The sequence below is a fragment of the Leifsonia sp. Leaf264 genome, assembly GCF_001422325.1.
Lineage (GTDB): Bacteria > Actinomycetota > Actinomycetes > Actinomycetales > Microbacteriaceae > Orlajensenia.
The window spans coordinates 20610-38828 of record NZ_LMMR01000007.1 but is presented as its reverse complement, the minus strand read 5'-3'; the positions used below and the strand labels follow the sequence as shown (position 1 = coordinate 38828).

Here is an 18219-nt window from a genome sequence, read left to right as displayed (position 1 = left end):
GTAACATGGCAGCCATCCGCGGCCTCGGCGAGCCGACGCCGACCGGCGGGAACCGACCACGACGAGAGGGAGACCAGCCGCAATGACGCAGCTCGACCTGCCCGCAGCCCCGACGAAACTCGGCCGCAAGCGCGACCACACCCGCGACCCCGAGATCCTCGACGCCGCCCTCGACGTTCTCGCCGAGACCGGCTACGACGGCATGACGATCGACATGGTGGCGGCCCGGGCGAAGGCCGGCAAGGCCACCGTGTACCGCCGATGGTCGTCGAAGGCCGAACTCGTCGTCGACGCCGTGGCGTGCATGAAGCGCAACGACCTCGACGAGGCCCACCTGCCCGACACCGGAACCCTGCGCGGCGACCTGGTCGCACTGATCAAGCCGCGGTCCATCGAGGACGCCGAGAAGAAGCTGCAGATCATGGCGGGGCTGGTCTCCATGCTCTCCCGTGATCCCGGCCTCGCGGATGCCGTGAGCGCGGCGATCGTCGAGCCGCGGGTCGCCGTCAACAGGCTCTTCCTGCAGCGGGCGATCGAGCGCGGGGAGATCTCGGCCGACTGCGACGTCGAGACCCTCGCCCTGCTCAGCCCGTCGATGGCGTCGTACCGCGTGCTCATCGAGCGCAAGCCCGTCGACCGCGACTTCCTCATCGCGCTCATCGACGGCGTCATCCTTCCCGCTGTCGGGCTGAAGGAGCCGGCCGCCTCTCCAGCTCGCTGAGGCCCCGACGAAGTCGGCGGTCGAAGCGCGCCAGGAGGCGCTTCGGACGGTCGCTGCGCTCTGTCCTCAGCGAGCGGAGCCGGTCGTGTCCGATCCCCGCCGGAGTGTTCCGGTGGCCCGCCATACGCTGGAGCCATGACCTCGAACACAGCCTCGAAAGCCACTGAACTCCGCCGCCTGCACGACGCCCCCGAGCTGCTCTCGGTCGTCAACGTCTGGGACGTCGTGAGCGCCCGCGCCGTCGCCGCCCTCCCCGAGACCCGAGCCATCGCGACGGCCAGCCACTCGATCGCCGCGACCTTCGGGTACCCCGACGGCGAGGTCATCCCGCGCGACCTCATGCTCGACATGGTCGGCCGCATCGCGGCATCCGTCGACGTGCCCGTCACGGCCGATCTCGAGGCCGGCTACGGCGACGCTGGCGAGACCATCCGCCGTGCCATCGACCTAGGCGTGGTCGGGGCGAACCTCGAAGACGAGCTGAAGCCACTGGCGGATGCCGCTGCCGCCGTCGCCGCCGCGGTGAAGGCCGGCGAGAACGCCGGCGTGCAGTTCGCGCTGAACGCGCGCACCGACGCCTTCCTGCGTGGCGGTCACCGCCCGCTCGAGGAGAACATCGCCGACGCCATCGAGCGCGGTCGGGCGTACCTCGCCGAGGGCGCCACCTGCGTCTTCGTGCCGGGGAACTTCGACGAGGACGTCGTGCAGCAGCTCGTCGCCGGCCTCGGCGAGCGCCGGCTGAGCGTCATCGGCCTGCCGAAGCTGCCGCTGCCGGCACGCCTGGCGGAGCTCGGTGTCGCCCGCATCTCCTACGGCCCGTACACGCAGCGCGCCGTGCTCGGCGACCTGCAGGACCTCGCGAGGTCGCTCTACGCCGGCGGGGTCCTTCCGACGGACCTGCGCCAACTCAACTGAGGAACGCTCGGGTTCATCCGGCTGTTTGCGGGCCTTTCGCGGCGTGGGCGGGGAAAATACGCGCCCACGCCGATACGCTGAACCTGCAGTCGACGAAAGGCCCGCAATGCCCACGGGTGTGCCCATCGAGTTCTCCGGCGTGACCAAGCGCTTCGGCGCGGTCACGGCTGTCGCCGATCTCTCCTTCACCGTCGAGCCCGGTCGTGTCACCGGATTCCTCGGCCCGAACGGCGCCGGGAAGACCACGAGCCTCCGGATGCTGCTCGGCCTCGTGCGCCCCACCTCCGGCACGGCGACCTTCGGCGGCACCCCGTACCGCGAGCTCGCCAATCCGCTCACCACCGTCGGTGCGGCTCTCGAGGCAGCGAGCTTCCACCCCGGACGCACCGCCCACAACCACCTCCGCGTCTACGCGGCCGCCGCCGGACTCCCCACCAGCCGGGTCGACGAGGTGCTGCGCCGGGTCGGACTGGCCGAGTACGCCGGTCGTCGGGTCGGCGGCTACTCGTTGGGCATGCGCCAGCGCCTCGGACTCGCCTACACGCTGCTCGGCGACCCTGGCGTGCTCGTGCTCGACGAGCCGATCAACGGCCTGGACCCCGAGGGCATCAAGTGGATCCGCCTGTTCCTGAGGGAACTCGCCGCCGAGGGACGCACCGTGCTCGTCAGCTCCCACCTCCTCAGCGAGGTGCAGCAGAGCGTCGACGAGGTCGTCATCATCGCCAAGGGCCGCCTCGTGCACCGCGGCACCCTCGCCACCCTCGACACCGAGGTGGCCCCGCATGTCGTCGTCGACTCCCCCGACCGCGCCCGCCTGGCCGAGGTTCTCCGCGACGCGGGCTTCGAGTTCAGCACCGGACGCACCGGGCTCCTCGTGGCCGAGGGCGACCCCGGCCGCATCGGCCACCTCGCCTTCGCCAACGGCGTCGAGATCTCGATGCTGCAGCGCCAGAAGGCCGGCCTGGAGGAGTCGTTCCTCACCCTCGTCGACGGCGGAGAGGTCGTCGGCGGTTCCACCGAGACGACTGATGCAACCCCGGATGCCGCCCCCGACGCGACGTCGGAGAACGCCGGCGACCCGCAGGCCGCCCCTGCTGCAGAACCCGAGCCCGCGGCATCCGTCGCCCTCGACGACCCTGCCGACGAGAACGGCGGCGGCGGTCGTCACGAGGCTCCGGAGGCGACGGACGGCCCGGTCTCCGACGGCCTGCCGGAGACCCCGCCCGAGACGGAACCCCGCCATGCCGGGGAGAGCGGGGAGGACGAGCGATGACCGCCCTGTTCCGCTCCATCGGCTCGGAGTTCCTCAAGATCCTCACCACCCGCATCTGGTGGATCCTCGCCATCGTCATGGTCGTGTACGTCGGGGCGACCGCCGGCGGACTCGCGGCCCTGTTCGGCTGGATCAGCCAGAACCCCGACCAGGCCGGCGGATCCGGTGCGCGCGGCCTACCGACGGGTGACCAGCTGCAGCCCCTCGTCTACGGCTTCGCCACTACCGTCGGCTACGTCTTCCCGGTGCTTCTCGGCGCCCTCGCAACCACGGGCGAGTTCCGTCACGAGACGCTGACCCCCACGTTCCTCGCCACCCCGCGACGCGGCCTGGTGCTGCTCGCCAAGGTGAAGGTCGCGGTGATCGTCGGCGCCGTCTTCGGCCTCATCGCCTGGATCACCACGCTCGCCGCCGGAGCAGGCGTGTTCACCGGTTTCGACATCGCCACGAACCTCGGCGACAGCGACACCTGGGCGCTTGCCGGCCGCGGCATCCTGGCGATGGCGCTGTGGGCGGCCATCGGCGTCGGCCTCGGCACCCTCGTGACGAGCCAGGTCGCCGCCATCGTCATCGTGCTCGCCTTCACCCAGTTCGTGGAGCCGCTGCTGCGCCTCGCCGCGAGCTTCATCGACGTCACCGCGAGCATCGCCCGCTTCCTGCCTGGCGCCGCCAGCGACGCCGTCGTCGGCGTGAGCTTCTACTCGCTCAGCGGTGGCGCAGCCACGGATCCGCTGGAGTGGTGGCAGGGTGCCATCGTGCTGCTCGGCTATGCGGCCATCCTCACCTTCGGCGGCTACTTCACGAGCTGGCGGCGCGACGTCACCTGACGCGACCACCGGCCACCCATGGGCTCGCGTGACATCTCATCTGCCGGTGCCGCTCGGTAGGCTGCGAACATGAGCAGCGTTGATCCTGTCCGAGCCATCGTCGTCGATCGGGAGACGGATGCCGCCGACCGCCCGCGCCTCGTATCGACCCTCCGCGAGCTCGACGTCGACGAGCTGCGCACAGGGCCGTCAGCACCCGATCCGGCCGACGCCGTGCTGCTGGACGTCAGCTACTCGAGCCTGAACTTCAAGGACGGACTCGCCGTCTCCGGCCGCCCCGGCGTGACACGCAGCTACCCCATCGTCGCCGGCATCGACGTCGTCGGAACCGTCGCCGAGAGCGCCGATGCGCGCTGGAAGCCCGGCGACAGGGTGCTCCTCAACGGCGGCGGCCTCAGCGAGACCAGGCATGGCGGTTACGCGGAGAAGGCGCTGGTCCCCGGAGGCTCGCTCGTGCGCGTGCCCGAGGCGTTGACCGACCGGCAGGCCGCTGCGATCGGCACGGCCGGCTTCACGGCCATGCTCTCGGTGCTCGCACTCGAGCGTCACGGAATCGGGCCCGACCGCGGCACTGTCCTGGTGACAGGGGCATCCGGCGGTGTCGGATCCGTCGCCATCACACTGCTGGCGCGGGCCGGGTACACCGTGGCGGCAGTCACGGGGCGTTCGGCCGACAACGGCGACTACCTGCGCTCCCTCGGCGCCGCCGAGCTGATCGACCGCACTGAGCTCGCCGAGGCCGGCAAGCCCCTCCAGTCGCAGCGCTGGGCGGCCGCGATCGACTCCGTCGGCGGCATCCCGCTGGCGAACGTGCTGGCCCAGGTGGAGTACGGCGGTGTCGTCGCCTCGTGTGGACTGGCGGCATCCGCGGAGCTGCCCACGACGGTGATGCCCTTCATCCTGCGTGCCGTCAGCCTCGTGGGAATCAACTCCGTCGACGCACCGCTCGCCCTGCGCGAGCAGGCCTGGTCGCGCCTGGCCTCCGACCTCGACCTCGCCAGGCTCGACGCGATGACGGACGAGATCGGGCTCGCCGAGGTGTTCGCCGCGGCCGACGACATCCTCGCCGGCCGCACGCGCGGTCGCACGGTTGTCGCCATCGGCGGCGGACCGACGGCCTGAGCCATGGCCGACACCATCACGGCCGATGAGGCGATCCGCCTGCGGATGCGTCGGCTCGGCCTCTGGGATCCGCGGCCCGTCACGCCCGAACAGGTCGTCAGCGGTCTCGTGGCGATGCAGGCCCAGGAGTTCCCCTACGCGCTGTGGTCGATCGCGCAGCGCATCACCCCCGCCGATCGGCCGAACGCCGCCGACATGGGCGTCGCCTACGACCTCGGCGGCATCCTGCGCACCCACGTGATGAGGCCCACCTGGCACTTCCTGGCGCCCGGCGATGCCCGCTGGATGCTGACCCTCACGGCGCCTCGGGTGCTGGCGATCAGTCGCATCTACTTCGAGCGTGCCGGACTCGACGCTGCGACCCTGGTGCGCGTGACCGACGCCTTCGCGGCGACGGTCGCCGACGGCCGGCACAGCACCAGGGCCGAACTGCGCGCGTCACTCGGCGCCAGCGGGATCGAGCTCGACAACAACGGCTTCGTCTACGCGCTGATGTTCGCCGAGCTGCAACGCGTCATCATCAGCGGGGTCACGATCGGCAAGCAGCGCAGCTATGCGGCCTTCGACGAGCGCGTGCCTCCCACCTTCGTCGACGGGGCGTCCTCCTACGACCATGAGAACGCCCTCGCCACCCTCGCCGCCCGGTACTTCAGCACCCGGGGACCGGCGTCGGTGAAGGACATGGGCGCCTGGAGCGGACTGACCCAGGCAGACTGCCGACGGGGCCTCGAGATCACGCTGGAGCGCGCTCCTGACTCCCTCGTACAGGTCGAGGTCGACGGGGTCGAGTGCTGGATGCCGCCGACGGATGCCGCGACATCCGACGTGCCGGCGTCACCGCGCATCGACCTGCTGCACGGCTACGACGAGTACGTGATGTCGTACTCGGAGACGCGCGGGATCATCCAGCACCCCGACTTCAGCGCCCCCGGCACACCCGACCCCCTGCTGCACTCCGCGCTGCTCGATGGCCGTATCGCCGCCACGTGGAAGCACAGCATCGCCCGCCGATCGGCGGAGGTGGAGCTGCGACCGGTCACGCCGCTGCCGGCATCCGTTCGTCCAGGGATCGATCGGGCCGTCGAGGAGTACGGTCGCTACCTCGGCGTGCCGACGAGCATCGCCGGCTGAGTCGCGGCCTGCTGCTCAGGCGGCGCTCAGTTCGAGACGGTGCCGAACAGCGCCAGCCCCGTGCCCAACAGCAGCAGGGTGAGCACACCGGCGAGGATCAGCAGCACGGCACCGACGATGATGCCGGCGACGGCGAATCCGTTGCTGTACCCGGCCTTCCTCGACTTGTTGTAGGCGACGATGCTCACGATCAGGCCGATGATGTTGAAGAAGATCGCGAGCACGAGTCCGATGATGCCGAGAGTGCGGCCGGGATCGTCCGCGCCATGAAGAGGCGGGAGCGGGTCGGCCTCGAAGCCCTCCAGGTGTTCAGGGTTGTACCCGGCCGACAGGGGATCCTGTCCGGGCATCTCGCTGAAACCGGTCATGATTTCCTCGCATCCGTGACTGCCCGCGCATCATCGTGTGCACGGGATCGACTGAGCCGATACCCAACGATACTGACTCAGTCCGACACAGCGTCCGATTCGCTGATCTTCAGCGAGCCGATCAATTCCACGGCGTGGTTGGTGCTGACGACGACACGCGAGAACTCGCCGCCGTCGATGTCGATGATCACGGAGGGCCGCTTGTTCTTCACCACGATGAAGTCCTTGCCCCCGTGGAACTTCCAGGTGCCGACGGCGAGGGTCAACGGCACGAAGGCGCCGGGGGCACGGATGCCGCGGATCCAGATCCACGGGTCATCGGTGATGGTGACGGAGCGGATGTCCTCGCGGGGGACGATGATGTCGTCCCGGCGCAGGGAGAGCACCTTCTCGGCCGACGTGAGATGGATCTCCAGCCGGTCCTGATGCACTCGCAATGACGCCATGCTTCCAGTCTGGCAAAAGTGTGCGCGATTGGTGCTGTGGACACTTCACAAACGAATGATCCGATACCGCATCGAAAGCTACGGGGTCGCCTCCGCTGCTGCCCGCGCCGCCGCCGGCAGCGCCTCGACGATGCGCGCGATGGCGGCATCGTCGTGGGCGGCCGTCACGAACCAGGCCTCGAACACCGACGGCGGAAGCGAGACGCCGCCGTCCTGCATCGCGTGGAAGAAGGCGGGGTAGCGCCAGGCCTCCTGGGCGCGCACCTCGTCGTAATTCCGCACCCCGCCGACGACGTTCTCGCCGAAGACGAAGCTGAACAGGTTGCCGGCCCGCTGCACGGCATGGGCGACTCCGGCATCCGTCAGCGCGTCAGACACCGCGGTGGAGACGGTCAGCGCCGTGGCATCGAGGTGAGCGTAGACGGCGTCATCAGCGAGACGGAGCGTGGTCAGGCCGGCGGCGACGGCGACAGGGTTCCCGGAGAGCGTGCCGGCCTGGTAGACCGGGCCGAGCGGTGCGAGGTGGTCCATCACGTCGGCGCGGCCGCCGAGGGCCGCCACGGGGAGCCCGCCGCCGACCACCTTTCCGAAGGTGAACAGGTCGGGGGCGTACGCCGGGTGACCGGCGACTCCGGCGTTCTCGAGCCCCCAGTAGCCGGCGCGGCCGACCCTGAAGCCCGTCAGCACCTCGTCGAGGATGACGAGGGCGCCGTGGGCGTGGGCTATGTCGACGAGAGCCGCGTTGAAGCCGGCATCCGGAGCGACGACGCCCATGTTGGCTGCCGCGGCCTCGGTGATGATCGCGGCGATGCGATCGCCGTGCTCCGCGAAGACCGCCCGCACGGCGTCGAGGTCGTTGTACGGCAGTACGAGGGTCTGCGCTGCCGTGGCGGCCGTCACGCCGGCCGAGCCGGGCAGGGCGAGGGTGGCGACGCCGGAACCGGCCTCGGCGAGCAGCCCGTCGGAATGGCCGTGGTAGAGCCCGGCGAACTTCACCAGCAGGTCCCGGCCGGTGAAACCGCGGGCCAGGCGGATGGCTGTCATCGTCGCCTCGGTGCCCGTCGAGAGCAGGCGCACCTTCTCCACCGGCGCGACGCGCTCCTCGATGAGCTCGGCGAGTTCGGTCTCCGACGGCGTCGCGGCGCCGAAGCCGAGGCCGCGGGCAGCGGCCTCCTGCACGGCGGCGACCACCTGCGGTTGCGCGTGCCCGAGGATGGCCGGGCCCCAGCTGGCCACCAGGTCCACGTACTCCCGGCCATCGGCATCCGTCACGTACGCACCGCGAGCCGAGGTGAGGAACAGCGGCGAACCGCCCACGGACCGGAAGGCGCGCACGGGAGAGTTCACGCCGCCGGGGATGGCGGCCTGGGCGCGCGCGAAGAGGTCGTCGTTGCGCGTCATGCCACCACTCCGTCGTTCAGCCAGCCGGCGAGTTCCGTCGCCCAGTAGGTCAGTACGGTGTCGGCCCCGGCACGACGGATGCCGATCACGCTCTCGTGCACGGCCCGCTGCCGGTCGATCCACCCGTTCGCCGCCGCGGCCTCGATCATGGCGTACTCGCCCGACACCTGGTAGGCCCAGACGGGAACATCGGATGCCGCGGCCACGTCGGAGAGCACGTCGAGGTAGCTGCCCGCCGGCTTCACCATGACGATGTCGGCGCCCTCGTCGATGTCGATCATCGCCTCGCGCAGGCCCTCGCGGCGGTTGCCGGGGTCGAGCTGGTAGCTGCGGCGGTCACCCTGCAGGGTCGAAGCGACGGCCTCGCGGAACGGGCCGTAGTAGGCGGAGGCGTACTTGGCCGAGTAGGCGAGGATCGCCGTGTCGATGAAGCCCGACTCGTCGAGGGCGGCTCGCACCGCGGCGACCTGGCCGTCCATCATGCCCGAGAGGCCGAGGAGCGCGGATCCGGATGCAGCCTGCACGAGAGCCATCTCGCTGTAGCGCTCGAGCGTGGCGTCGTTGTCGACGCGCCCGAGGGCATCCAGCACGCCGCAGTGTCCGTGGTCGGTGAACTCGTCGAGGCAGAGGTCGGTCTGCACCACGAGGGCGTCGCCCACCTCGTCGGCCACGACGCGGGTGGCGAGGTTCAGGATGCCGTCGGGATCGGTGGCGCCCGAGCCCATGGCGTCGCGCACCTCGGGAACACCGAAGAGCATGACGCCGCCGACACCGGCGGCCGCGGCCTCGTTCACGGCGGCGCGCACGCTGTCGAGGGTGTGCTGCACGACGCCCGGCATCGAGGCGATGGCGACGGGGTCATCGCCTTCACGCACGAAGATCGGAAGCACGAGCTCCGACGGATGCAGACGGGTCTCGGAGACGGCGCGGCGCAGCGCGGGGGTCGCCCGCAGCCGGCGCGGGCGCACGCGCGGAAGGAAGGATTCGCTCACCGGTCAAGCCTACGTCGAACCGTACGCTCGCTGAGGGCCGAGCGAGGCGACCGCCCGAAGCGCCGGCCCGGCATCCACTTCGCCCGCGGACTGCGTCCGGGCCTCAGCGAGCGGGATGCCTCAGACCAGCGAAGCCGCCTGGCGTACGAGAGCCTCGATGAGCGATTCCGCCGTGCGCTCGTCGGCGACTGCGTCGACGTCGAGGCCGTAGGCGCGAGCATCCCGAGCCGTCTGCGGGCCGATGGCGACCACGAGGGTGCCCTGCGGGAGCGGGCCGAGCTGCAGCTGGACCTGCTCGGCGACGCTTCCACTGGTGATGAGCACGGCGTTGATCCGACCCGATGCCACGTCGGCGGTCACCTGCTCGGAGACCGGAACGCCGATGGTGCGGTAGGCGACGACCGAGCGCACGTCGTGCCCGATGCGGCGCAGGCCCTCGCTGAGCAGGGGCTTGGCGATCTCGGACCGGAGAGTCAGCACGGTGAGGGGGAAGGCTCCGGCCGTGGCCTGGGTCCACTCCTCGAGCAGGCCCCGGGCGGAATTGTCCTCGTGAGGAACGATGTCGACGCGGTAGCCGGCTGCCGTGAGGGCCGCGGCCGTGGTCTCGCCGACAGCGGCGACGCGGGTCTCGGCGGGGATCACGGCGCGATGCGACGACAGCACGTCCACCGTCGTGGCGCTCGTGACGGTGACCCAGTCGAACGCGCCGGCCGCGAGGTCGGCCAGTGCCGTCGCCAGCGTCTCGGCGTCGTCGGTCGGTGCGAAGTTGATGAGCGGGGCGATGACCGGGGCGGCGCCCTTCGCCCTCAGATTGGCGGCGACGCTGTCACCCCACGGCCCACCACGAGGAACGAGGACGCGCCAGCCGTCGAGCGGGCGCGGAGCCTTGGCCTGTCGATCGATCACTTAGGTGCCCTTCGTGCCCTGGAGCGGAGCGAGTTCGGCGGCACCGTTGCCGAGAAGTTCTGCGACGACTCTACCTGCCACATCATCCGCTGACTCGGCCAGATGTGCAGAAGAGTGGCTGTCGGGGGTGGCTGCATGCGAACTTGTGATCTTCGCGGTGCCATCGGGGCTGTACACCGTGGCCGTGAGGAACAGCATGTCGCTGTCGACGATGGCTGATGCCGCGATCGGAGCGGAGCACCCGGCCTCGAGTCCGGCGAGCACGAGACGCTCCGCCGAGACCGACGCCCGGGTGGTCGTGTGCTCGACCGATCGGAGGCCGGACTCGAGGTGGCGTTCCAGCCGGCCGTCTCGTACCTCGACGGCGAGAGCGCCCTGGCCTGGAGCCGTCGGCCAGTCGTTGATGTCGAGCAGCTCGGTCACGGCGTCGAGTCGGCCGAGGCGGCCGAGTCCGGCCGCCGCCAGGATCACGGCATCGAGGTCGCCATCCGCCACCCGGCCGAGACGGGTGTCGACGTTGCCGCGGATGTCGACGACCACGAGGTCGGGACGCGCTGCACGCAGCTGAGCGACGCGTCGGGGCGAGCCGGTGCCGACGCGGGCACCCTCGGGCAGGGTCTCGAGGGTGAGGCCGTCGCGCGCGCACAGGGCATCGCGGGCATCGGCGCGCTTGGGCACCGCGCCGATGCGCAGGCCGGGGTGCGGAGCTGTCGGGAGGTCCTTCAGGGAGTGCACGATGAGGTCGCACTCGTCGGCCAGCAGGGCCTCGCGCAGGGCCGAGGCGAAGACGCCGGTGCCACCGAGCGCGGCGAGTGAGTCCGTCGACGTGTCGCCGTGGGTCGTGATGGTGACGATCTCGACGGTCGAGCCCGATGCCGCAGCGATCTTCGCGGCGACGGCCTTGGTCTGCGCCAGCGCCAGTGCGCTGCCACGGGTTCCCACCCGGATCACGGATGCGGCACCCGACGCCGCGCCGGCGGCTGAGCCGGCGCTCACGGTGCGATCCCGCCGAGGGCCGGCCTGAAGCCGAGCCTCACGTTCTCGCAGCAACCGGGTCGGCAGACGTCGTACCAGGGGCCGAGCTCGGTAAGGGCGGGGCGGTCGGCGGTCGGGGTTCCCTCGATGCGCTCGAGCACCAGGTCGACGAGACCGGCGACGAACGACGGATGCGTTCCCGGCGTCGCGACGCGCACAGCCTGCAGGCCGTGCGCGTCGGCTGACTCGAGTGCCTCGTTGTCGAGGTCCCAGAGCACCTCCATGTGATCGCTCATGAAACCGAGCGGCACTATCACCACGGCCTTGACGCCGCGTTCCGGCAGCAGCGCGATGGCGTCGTTGATGTCGGGCTCCAGCCACGGCTGGGTGGGCGGGCCGCTCCTCGACTGGTAGACGAGCTGCCAGCTGATGGGCGAGGTGGTCGCCTCGCGCATGACGACCTCGGCGACGGCCTCGTGCTGCGCGGCGTAGGCTCCCCCGCCGCCGAAGCCGCGGTCGGCCTCGGGGTCGGTACCCGTGGCCGATGAGGCGTCGAGCACGGCCGGGCCCGAGCGGAGCGCATCCGTCGTCGGGATCGAGTGCGTGGCGAACAGCACCTCGATCTCGGATTCGGCGATCCCGGATGCCGTCAGCTCGGCGACGGCATCACGGACGCCCTCGATGAACGGCGTGACGAAGCCGGGGTGGTCGAAGAACTGGCGCACCTTGTCGATCTGGAGGCTGTCGCCGAGGCCGGTGTCCTCGAGCGCGTCAGCGTAGTCCTCGCGGTACTGCCGGCAGCTGGAGTACGAGCTGTAGGCGCTCGTGGCGATCGCGATGAGCTTGCTCGCCCCGGCCTCCGACGCCTCCGTGAGGGCGTCGTTCATGTAGGGCTCCCAGTTGCGGTTGCCCCAGTAGACCGGCAGGTCGAGGCCGCGGCGGGCGATCTCGGCCTCGAGGGCGGCCTTGAGCTGTCGGTTCTGCTCGTTGATGGGGCTCACGCCGTCGTAGTGACGGTAGTGGTGGGCCACCTCCTCGAGCCGCTCATCGGGGATGCCGCGACCGCTGGTCACGTTGCGGAGGAACGGGATGACCTCGTCCTGGCCCTCGGGTCCGCCGAAGCCGCTGAGCAGGATGCCGTCGTAGGCGACGGGCGTCTCGACGTGTTCGGCACCCTGCTGCGCCGCCGGGGTGGCGCCGGGTACGCGGGCACCGGCAGCGCAGGGCGCGCTGGTCGCCGGCGCCGGCTTGTGGGCCGTGGTGTTGCCGAGGTTGCGGGCGGCCATTACTGCAGCACCTCCACGAGCTCGGCGGTGCTGATGCGGCGGCCCGTGTAGAACGGGACCTCCTCGCGCACGTGGCGACGCGCATCCGTCGCCCGCAGATCGCGCATCATGTCGACGAGGTCGGTGAGCTCGTCGGCCTCCATGGGCAGGAGCCACTCGTAGTCGCCCAACGCGAACGAGGAGACGGTGTTCGCGACGACGCCGCGGAAGCCGGCCCCCTTGCGGCCGTGCTCGGCCAGCATGAGTCCACGCTCGGCGTCGGGCAGCAGGTACCACTCGAAGCTGCGCACGAAGGGGTACACGGTCATCCAGCCCTTCGGCTCGACTCCGCGCAGGAATCCGGGAACGTGCGACTTGTTGAACTCGGCGTCACGGTGCACGCCCATGGCGTTCCAGGTCGGCAGCAACGACTTGAGCAGTCGCACGCGACGCAGTTCGCGGTGGGCCCACTGGAGGGTCTCGGCGTCGTCGGCGTGGGTCCAGATCATGAGGTCGGCATCAGCACGCAGGCCGGAGACGTCGTAGAAGCCGCGGATCGTCACCCCCTCGGTCTCGAGGAGGCGCACCACGTCGTCGAGCTCGGCGACGACCTTGGGAACGTCGTGTCCGTCGAAGTCGTCGGGATTGGCGGGGTCGCGCCGGAACACGGCGAAGAGCGTGTATCCCGAGGGTGTGGCCTCAGGGATGCCGGACACCTCCGAGGAAGTCGTTTCGGGCACGGCGTCAGCTGCCTCACCGGCAGCGAGGGAAGTCATGCCCCCAGTCTCTCTCGCTTTGCGGTTCTTTCCAAAGCGAGACGGCCCGCTGCGCGAACGGGGTCAGTCACGGGTCACGAGTGTGACGATCCCCCAGACGGCTCCCCCGATGACGACGGCGACTCCGACAGCCACTCCAGCGAGCGCCACCGGGTTCTCGGCGCGCAGGCGTCGTAGCTCGCGGCCCCAGCGGTCGGTGCGCTCACGCACCTTCCGGGGGACGTTCAGTCGATCCTCGATCGCGTTCAGCGTCGAGGCGAGTTCGTTGCGGGCCCGGGTCACCTCGACCCTGAGCTCGGGGCGCGACAGCTCCGAGAGCGGTCGAGGCTCCAGCAGGCTCCTGCTCACATCAGTGGTTGTCATACGGTCCAACCCCCTTCACAACATCGACGTCGGTCTGGATGTGCTCCTTGATCGACGCCTCGGGCTCCTTCGTCGCGCGCTTGTAGCTCGCGATGCCGGCGAACACCAGGATGGCGATGATCACCAGCAGGATGCCGCCGACGATCAACGCCGCCGCCCACGCCGGGACGATCAACGCGAACGCGAAGACAGCGGCCTCGATGAGCACGGCGAACAGCCAGAACAGGAAGAAGAGGGCGACGATGAACAGCCCGGCCGCAACACCGACGCTCTTACCCCTGGCCACGAGTTCGGCCTTGAACGATGCGATCTCGGCCTGGAGCAGGTCGCGGATGAGCGTGGGGAGCTCACCGACGAGCTGGAACAACGACTGCTTTCTGAGTTTGGTCTCAGGCACGGCGCATCACCTCTATTCGGATTCGGACGAGCTGGGCTTCTTCTTCCGGGACGCCGCACTCGACGCCGCACCGGAGGTACCTGCGGCGGGCTTGGCGGCGGGCTTCGTCGACGGAACGTCGACGGGTTCGGCCACCGTGTACGACTCGGTGCTGGGAACAGACGAGGCTGACCCCGCGGTGCTGCCTGCACCCGGCCGGGTCGGTGCCGCGTAGGAGCGCGTCGGCGCCGGCTTGGAGTTGGTGGCCGCTGCGATCAGCTTCTTGATGCCGTCGAGCACCGAGTCGGAGACGTCACCGACGCGGGCGAGGGCGAAGTCCTTCGCCGTGTCGACACCGCTCTGCACGACCGGCGTGTTCCACACGCTCTCCGCGGCGGACTTGATCTGTTCGTAGCGCTGACGGCCCGCACGTGCGCCGAGCACGTAGCCGACGGCGATTCCCGTCACGAAGAGGAGTTTGCCCCGCATGCCGTACCTCAATCCCGATCGATGGCGATTGATCCAGCGTATCGGCGTCTCGCGGCACTGACGAGGGGATTGACAACATTGGGCGACGGGCGATGCCCGTTCGCTCTCGGCTCATATTCCGCGTTCGGTATGCAGCGCGCCGCGCCTGAGGCGCTGCGCGGCCTCCCGGGCATCCGGGATCACCGAAGCCAGACCGGTGCCGGCCACCCACGAGCCGACGACGGCGATGGTGGGGTCCGCCTCGAGTGCCTCCCGCACCTTCTGCACCCGGGCGCGCTGCCCGATCGCGGCGTGGGAGACGGCGTCGGTCCAGACCACGCGTGCCGATGCGACGAGGTGCTGGGCGGTGAGCGGAATCCCGAGGATGGCGGATGCATCCGCGAGCGCCAGCGTCTCGACGGCTTCGTCGTCCAGTCCAGCCGTCGGAAGCTGCTCCCCGACCCGGCCGTAGGACAACCGCACGACGTTGCGCCCGGCAGCGGCGGCGCGGGCCCGCTCGGCCAGCCACGCCCACTTCGCCGAGGCGTGGGTGAGCGCCTTCGCCGTGACACCGGGAGTACCGGAGGCAACGAGCACGCCGGTGCCCCGCGGCGCCTCGTCGAGGAGAGGCGCGTCGAGCACGAGGGTCACGATCTCGACCGCAGCCGCCGGCGGCCAGTCGAGATCGGCGAGCGCCGTCCATTCGTCGCGGGCGCCGGCCAAGAGCCCAACGGCCACGCCGGCCGGAGCGGCGACGACCACGCGGCGGGCGCGCACCGTCTGCTCGCTTCCCTCGGGGCCGGCCGCCGTCACGGACCAGCCCGAGGCCCCGTCGCCGTCGATCGGCCGCAGACCGGTGACGCGTGTTCCCGAGCGGATCCCGCCGTCGAAGTGGGTGATGTCGGCGACCAGAGCCGAGACGAGCTGCGACATCCCACCGCGGATCCCCTGCACGGCCGCGCCGGCCGGTGCGGAGAGCCGCAGCTCGGCGACGCCGCCGGAGAGCGAGCCCGCCCGCGTCATGGCGGCGTTCAGGCCCGGGGCGACGAGGGCGACGTCGAGGTCGTCGGCGTCGACGGAGTACACGCCGGTCGACAGCGGGGAGACCAGGCGTTCAAGCACCTTGCGTCCCATGCGCTGGCGCACGAGGGGGCCGAGCCTCTGGGCCTGGCCGATGGTGAGGATGGGACGGATGCGGTCGAGGTAGGCGCGCCAGGCTCCGGCGGTGCCGATGACCGCGCGCACGTCCTCGGCGAGCGGCGACGCCGGGATGCCGAGCAGGGAGGTCTTCGGTGACCGCACGGTGACGGAGCCCTCGCCCTTCAGCGCCGGCAGGTGCAGCCACGACCCGGCCGGGTTCGCACCGACGATCCTGTCGTCGACGCCGAGCTCGGCCAGGAGTGCCGTCACAGCTCCTCCACGCGTCGCGAAGCTCTCGGCGCCGACGTCGACGGTGAGGCCGCCGACGTCCAGCGCTCGCACGCAACCGCCCGGGGCGGACTCAGCCTCGAGCACGAGGGTGCGCAGGCCGACGTGCACGGCCTCGCGGGCGGCGACGAGGCCGGCGACGCCGCCGCCGATGACGATCACGTCGTAGGGCGCTGCATCCGTCGCCGCTGCATCCGTGGTCTCGTCGGTCATGAGCCCAGCGAGTGCACGAGCTCGACGACGCGGGTGAGCACGGCGGGGTCGGTGTCCGGCGAGACTCCGTGTCCGAGGTTCACCACGTGGGCGGGTGCGTCGGCTCCGCGACGCACGACGTCGCGCACGTGAGCCTCGAGCACCGGCCATGGCGCGTAGAGCAGCGCGGGGTCGATGTTGCCCTGGAGCGGAACCGACCCGCCCAGCCGTCGGTTGGCCTCGTCGAGCGGCACCCTGTAGTCGACCCCCACGACGTCGGCCCCGACATCGCGCATAGCGGCCAGGAGTTCGCCGGTGCCGACACCGAAGTGCACGATGGGCACGGTGCGGCGCTCGACCGACGGGTCGGCGCCCTCATCGTGCGGACGAACCGTGTAGCTCAGCCCGTGCACGTGCTGCAGTGCCCGAGCGGATGCCGGAGCCACGTGCTTCTCGTAGTCGGCGAGCGACAGCGCCCCGGCCCAGGAGTCGAACAGCTGGGCGGCGCTGGCACCGGCGAGCACCTGGGCGCGCAGGAACCGGCCGGTGACATCCGCCGTCCAGTCCATCAGCGCGGCCCAGGCGGCAGGGTCGGCGTGCATGAGGGTGCGTGCTGCGAGGTGGTCCTTCGACGGACCACCCTCGACGAGGTAGGCGGCGAGGGTGAACGGGGCACCGGCGAAGCCGATCAACGGGATGGAGCTGTTGCCGTCGCCGAGGGTGGAGAGGCCCGCGACGGTCAGGCGCACTGCCTTGGAGATAGGCGCGATGACGGCATCGAGGGAAGCGGGATCGATCGACGTGAGCGCTGCGACCTGCGCCGAGGTGCGCACGGCATCACCCATGACGGGTCCGCGGCCCGGCACGATCTCGACGTCGACGCCCACCAGCTTCAGCGGCACGACGATGTCACTGAAGAAGATTCCGGCGTCGACCTTGTGGCGGCGAACGGGCTGGAGCGTGATCTCGCTCGCGAGGGCCGGATCGAGGCAGGCGTCGAGCATCTTCGTTCCCACGCGCAGCTCGCGGTATTCGGGCAGGGAACGACCGGCCTGGCGCATGAACCAGACCGGAGGCACGTCCTGTCGTACGCCCTGATAGGCACGCACCAGTCGGGACTCGGACGTGCGGCCACTGGACAGGGGGTGCTGCGACGGAAGACTCACGTGCCCCATTGTCTCCCATGGCAGCGGCGACGAAGCTGGGACCATGAACACAGCGACGGCGTCCACCCCGGTGCTCGAGATCGCGTACGAGGAGTCGGGCGATCCGCACGGCGTGGCCGTCGTGCTGCTGCACGGCTTCCCCTACGACGTGCGCGCCTATGACGGCGTCGTCCCACGGCTCGCCGCAGCCGGCGCACGGGTCATCGTGCCGTTCCTGCGGGGCTACGGCGCGACCCGTTTCCGCTTCGCCGAGACGCCGCGCTCCGGGCAGCAGGGAGCTCTGGCGTCAGACCTGCTCGAGCTCCTCGATGCCCTCGGGATCGAGCGGGCCGTGGTGGCCGGCTACGACTGGGGCGGGCGGGCCGCGTGCATCGTGGCGGCCCTCCACCCGGAGCGGGTCGCCGGCCTGGTCACCGTCGGCGGATACAACGTGCAGAACCTGGAGATGGGGGCCGAGGCCGGTCCGCACGAGTTCGAGCCGAGCTACTGGTACAAGTTCTTCCTGCACTCCGACTGGGGCCGCAGCGGCCTCGAGCACCACCGGGAGGAGTTCTGCCTGCGGCTCTGGGAGCTGTGGTCGCCGACCTGGGCGGCGGCATCCGACGCCTTCCCAGCGAGCGCGGCGAGCTTCGCGAATCCGGACTTCGTCGATGTCGTGGTGCATTCGTACAGGCACCGCTCCGGCCTGGCCGTCGGCGATCCGCGCTACGACGACATCGAGGGCCGGATCGCACGGATGCCGCAGGTCACCGTGCCGACGCTCGCGCTCGACAGCGGCGCCGACGGCATCGCGGGCGGTGACGACTCCAGGGTCGACGCCGCACACTTCAGCGGCGCCTTCGACCGCATCCTGCTGCCGGGGATCGGCCACAACGTGCCGCAGGAGGCACCGGACGCCTTCGCGGATGCCGTCCTGCGGCTGCTCTGAGAGACGCGCGCGCCGAACGGGGCCGCGCTGTGTGCGCGACCCCGTCGTGCGCGCCGCCCCTACGCGGGTTGCAACGGAGACGGTAGCGATGCACCGATCCGAGCGATGTGCACCGGAGGCGCGTCGTTCCGTCGGTGGGCAGACCCGTACAAGCCGAGCTGCTTGGGGTCATCCTAGGCA

At 70.6% G+C, this 18219-nt stretch carries 20 protein-coding genes; 7 read left to right on the top strand and 13 right to left on the bottom strand.

What is annotated here, in order from left to right; genetic code table 11:
• Positions 1-82 precede the first annotated feature (82 nt).
• The 6 genes from ASF30_RS16040 (at position 83) to ASF30_RS16015 (ending at position 5989) form a co-directional block, all read left to right on the top strand.
• A complete protein-coding gene (locus ASF30_RS16040; RefSeq protein WP_055908972.1) occupies positions 83-721 on the top strand; it encodes a TetR/AcrR family transcriptional regulator in 639 nt (212 codons plus the stop codon).
• A gap of 135 nt (positions 722-856) precedes the next feature.
• Positions 857-1636: an isocitrate lyase/PEP mutase family protein gene (locus ASF30_RS16035; RefSeq protein WP_055908969.1), complete on the top strand. Its 780-nt coding sequence runs from the start codon at positions 857-859 to the stop codon at positions 1634-1636.
• Positions 1637-1742: 106 nt separating this feature from the next.
• Positions 1743-2909, top strand: coding sequence for an ABC transporter ATP-binding protein (locus ASF30_RS16030; protein ID WP_082467949.1), 1167 nt, complete (start codon positions 1743-1745; stop codon positions 2907-2909).
• The gene (locus ASF30_RS16025) at positions 2906-3736 is read left to right on the top strand and encodes an ABC transporter permease (protein WP_055908967.1); all 831 of its coding nucleotides are present in this window, start codon (positions 2906-2908) and stop codon (positions 3734-3736) included. Before ASF30_RS16030 ends, ASF30_RS16025 begins: the two co-directional genes overlap by 4 nt.
• A gap of 69 nt (positions 3737-3805) precedes the next feature.
• Positions 3806-4858: an MDR family oxidoreductase gene (locus ASF30_RS16020; protein WP_055908966.1), complete on the top strand. Its 1053-nt coding sequence runs from the start codon at positions 3806-3808 to the stop codon at positions 4856-4858.
• A 3-nt stretch (positions 4859-4861) separates the two neighbouring features.
• Complete coding sequence (locus ASF30_RS16015; RefSeq protein ID WP_055908963.1) at positions 4862-5989, top strand: winged helix DNA-binding domain-containing protein; 1128 nt, start codon at positions 4862-4864, stop codon at positions 5987-5989.
• Between the two features lie 26 nt (positions 5990-6015).
• Here ASF30_RS16015 and ASF30_RS16010 read toward each other — a convergent pair whose 3' ends face one another.
• The 13 genes from ASF30_RS16010 to hemE form a co-directional block, all read right to left on the bottom strand.
• The gene (locus tag ASF30_RS16010; RefSeq protein ID WP_055908956.1) at positions 6016-6357 is read right to left on the bottom strand and encodes a DUF4190 domain-containing protein; all 342 of its coding nucleotides are present in this window, start codon (positions 6355-6357) and stop codon (positions 6016-6018) included.
• 77 nt (positions 6358-6434) lie between these two features.
• Positions 6435-6803, bottom strand: coding sequence for a hypothetical protein (locus ASF30_RS16005; protein WP_055908953.1), 369 nt, complete (start codon positions 6801-6803; stop codon positions 6435-6437).
• Between the two features lie 78 nt (positions 6804-6881).
• Positions 6882-8204, bottom strand: coding sequence for a glutamate-1-semialdehyde 2,1-aminomutase (gene hemL, locus ASF30_RS16000; RefSeq protein WP_055908951.1), 1323 nt, complete (start codon positions 8202-8204; stop codon positions 6882-6884).
• Entirely contained in the window at positions 8201-9196 is a 996-nt protein-coding gene (gene hemB, locus ASF30_RS15995; protein WP_200918468.1) for a porphobilinogen synthase, read from the bottom strand. Before hemB ends, hemL begins: the two co-directional genes overlap by 4 nt.
• A 120-nt stretch (positions 9197-9316) precedes the next feature.
• Positions 9317-10102 (bottom strand): uroporphyrinogen-III synthase, encoded by a 786-nt coding sequence (locus ASF30_RS15990; protein ID WP_442914974.1) that lies wholly within the window; start codon positions 10100-10102, stop codon positions 9317-9319.
• A complete protein-coding gene (hemC, locus tag ASF30_RS15985) occupies positions 10103-11098 on the bottom strand; it encodes a hydroxymethylbilane synthase (RefSeq protein WP_055908948.1) in 996 nt (331 codons plus the stop codon).
• On the bottom strand, positions 11095-12363 hold the full coding sequence (locus ASF30_RS15980) for a ferrochelatase (protein ID WP_055908944.1): 1269 nt from the start codon (positions 12361-12363) through the stop codon (positions 11095-11097). The genes hemC and ASF30_RS15980 overlap by 4 nt, the downstream gene beginning before the upstream one ends.
• Positions 12363-13118, bottom strand: a complete 756-nt coding sequence (gene hemQ, locus ASF30_RS15975; protein ID WP_055908941.1) for a hydrogen peroxide-dependent heme synthase — start codon at positions 13116-13118, stop codon at positions 12363-12365. Before hemQ ends, ASF30_RS15980 begins: the two co-directional genes overlap by 1 nt.
• Before the next feature lie 63 nt (positions 13119-13181).
• Entirely contained in the window at positions 13182-13481 is a 300-nt protein-coding gene (locus ASF30_RS15970) for a DUF3618 domain-containing protein (protein WP_082467947.1), read from the bottom strand.
• Positions 13468-13878 carry a phage holin family protein gene (locus ASF30_RS15965; RefSeq protein WP_055908938.1) on the bottom strand — a complete coding sequence of 137 codons (411 nt, stop codon included), beginning with the start codon at positions 13876-13878 and terminating at the stop codon, positions 13468-13470. The genes ASF30_RS15970 and ASF30_RS15965 overlap by 14 nt, the downstream gene beginning before the upstream one ends.
• 12 nt (positions 13879-13890) lie before the next feature.
• Positions 13891-14346, bottom strand: coding sequence for a YtxH domain-containing protein (locus ASF30_RS22830; protein WP_121003578.1), 456 nt, complete (start codon positions 14344-14346; stop codon positions 13891-13893).
• 111 nt (positions 14347-14457) lie between these two features.
• The gene (gene hemG, locus ASF30_RS15955; RefSeq protein ID WP_055908935.1) at positions 14458-15966 is read right to left on the bottom strand and encodes a protoporphyrinogen oxidase; all 1509 of its coding nucleotides are present in this window, start codon (positions 15964-15966) and stop codon (positions 14458-14460) included.
• Positions 15963-17120: a uroporphyrinogen decarboxylase gene (gene hemE / locus ASF30_RS15950; protein ID WP_055908932.1), complete on the bottom strand. Its 1158-nt coding sequence runs from the start codon at positions 17118-17120 to the stop codon at positions 15963-15965. Before hemE ends, hemG begins: the two co-directional genes overlap by 4 nt.
• A 34-nt stretch (positions 17121-17154) precedes the next feature.
• Between hemE and ASF30_RS15945 the strand changes: the two genes are divergently transcribed.
• Positions 17155-18039 (top strand): alpha/beta fold hydrolase, encoded by an 885-nt coding sequence (locus ASF30_RS15945; protein ID WP_055908929.1) that lies wholly within the window; start codon positions 17155-17157, stop codon positions 18037-18039.
• The last annotated feature ends 180 nt before the right edge of the window (positions 18040-18219 follow it).

What these genes read in the sequence shown, in the direction of transcription:
- ASF30_RS16020 (WP_055908966.1), top strand. Translation starts at nt 3,806, where the DNA reads ATGAGCAGCGTTGATCCTGTCCGAGCCATCGTCGTCGATCGGGAGACG.
- ASF30_RS15980 (WP_055908944.1), bottom strand. Translation starts at nt 12,363, where the DNA reads ATGGCCGCCCGCAACCTCGGCAACACCACGGCCCACAAGCCGGCGCCG.
- ASF30_RS16015 (WP_055908963.1), top strand. Translation starts at nt 4,862, where the DNA reads ATGGCCGACACCATCACGGCCGATGAGGCGATCCGCCTGCGGATGCGT.
- hemQ (WP_055908941.1), bottom strand. Translation starts at nt 13,118, where the DNA reads ATGACTTCCCTCGCTGCCGGTGAGGCAGCTGACGCCGTGCCCGAAACG.
- hemG (WP_055908935.1), bottom strand. Translation starts at nt 15,966, where the DNA reads ATGACCGACGAGACCACGGATGCAGCGGCGACGGATGCAGCGCCCTAC.
- hemL (WP_055908951.1), bottom strand. Translation starts at nt 8,204, where the DNA reads ATGACGCGCAACGACGACCTCTTCGCGCGCGCCCAGGCCGCCATCCCC.
- ASF30_RS16010 (WP_055908956.1), bottom strand. Translation starts at nt 6,357, where the DNA reads ATGACCGGTTTCAGCGAGATGCCCGGACAGGATCCCCTGTCGGCCGGG.
- ASF30_RS16005 (WP_055908953.1), bottom strand. Translation starts at nt 6,803, where the DNA reads ATGGCGTCATTGCGAGTGCATCAGGACCGGCTGGAGATCCATCTCACG.
- ASF30_RS22830 (WP_121003578.1), bottom strand. Translation starts at nt 14,346, where the DNA reads ATGCGGGGCAAACTCCTCTTCGTGACGGGAATCGCCGTCGGCTACGTG.
- ASF30_RS16025 (WP_055908967.1), top strand. Translation starts at nt 2,906, where the DNA reads ATGACCGCCCTGTTCCGCTCCATCGGCTCGGAGTTCCTCAAGATCCTC.
- ASF30_RS15945 (WP_055908929.1), top strand. Translation starts at nt 17,155, where the DNA reads ATGAACACAGCGACGGCGTCCACCCCGGTGCTCGAGATCGCGTACGAG.
- ASF30_RS15970 (WP_082467947.1), bottom strand. Translation starts at nt 13,481, where the DNA reads ATGACAACCACTGATGTGAGCAGGAGCCTGCTGGAGCCTCGACCGCTC.
- hemE (WP_055908932.1), bottom strand. Translation starts at nt 17,120, where the DNA reads ATGGGGCACGTGAGTCTTCCGTCGCAGCACCCCCTGTCCAGTGGCCGC.
- ASF30_RS16030 (WP_082467949.1), top strand. Translation starts at nt 1,743, where the DNA reads ATGCCCACGGGTGTGCCCATCGAGTTCTCCGGCGTGACCAAGCGCTTC.
- ASF30_RS16040 (WP_055908972.1), top strand. Translation starts at nt 83, where the DNA reads ATGACGCAGCTCGACCTGCCCGCAGCCCCGACGAAACTCGGCCGCAAG.
- ASF30_RS16035 (WP_055908969.1), top strand. Translation starts at nt 857, where the DNA reads ATGACCTCGAACACAGCCTCGAAAGCCACTGAACTCCGCCGCCTGCAC.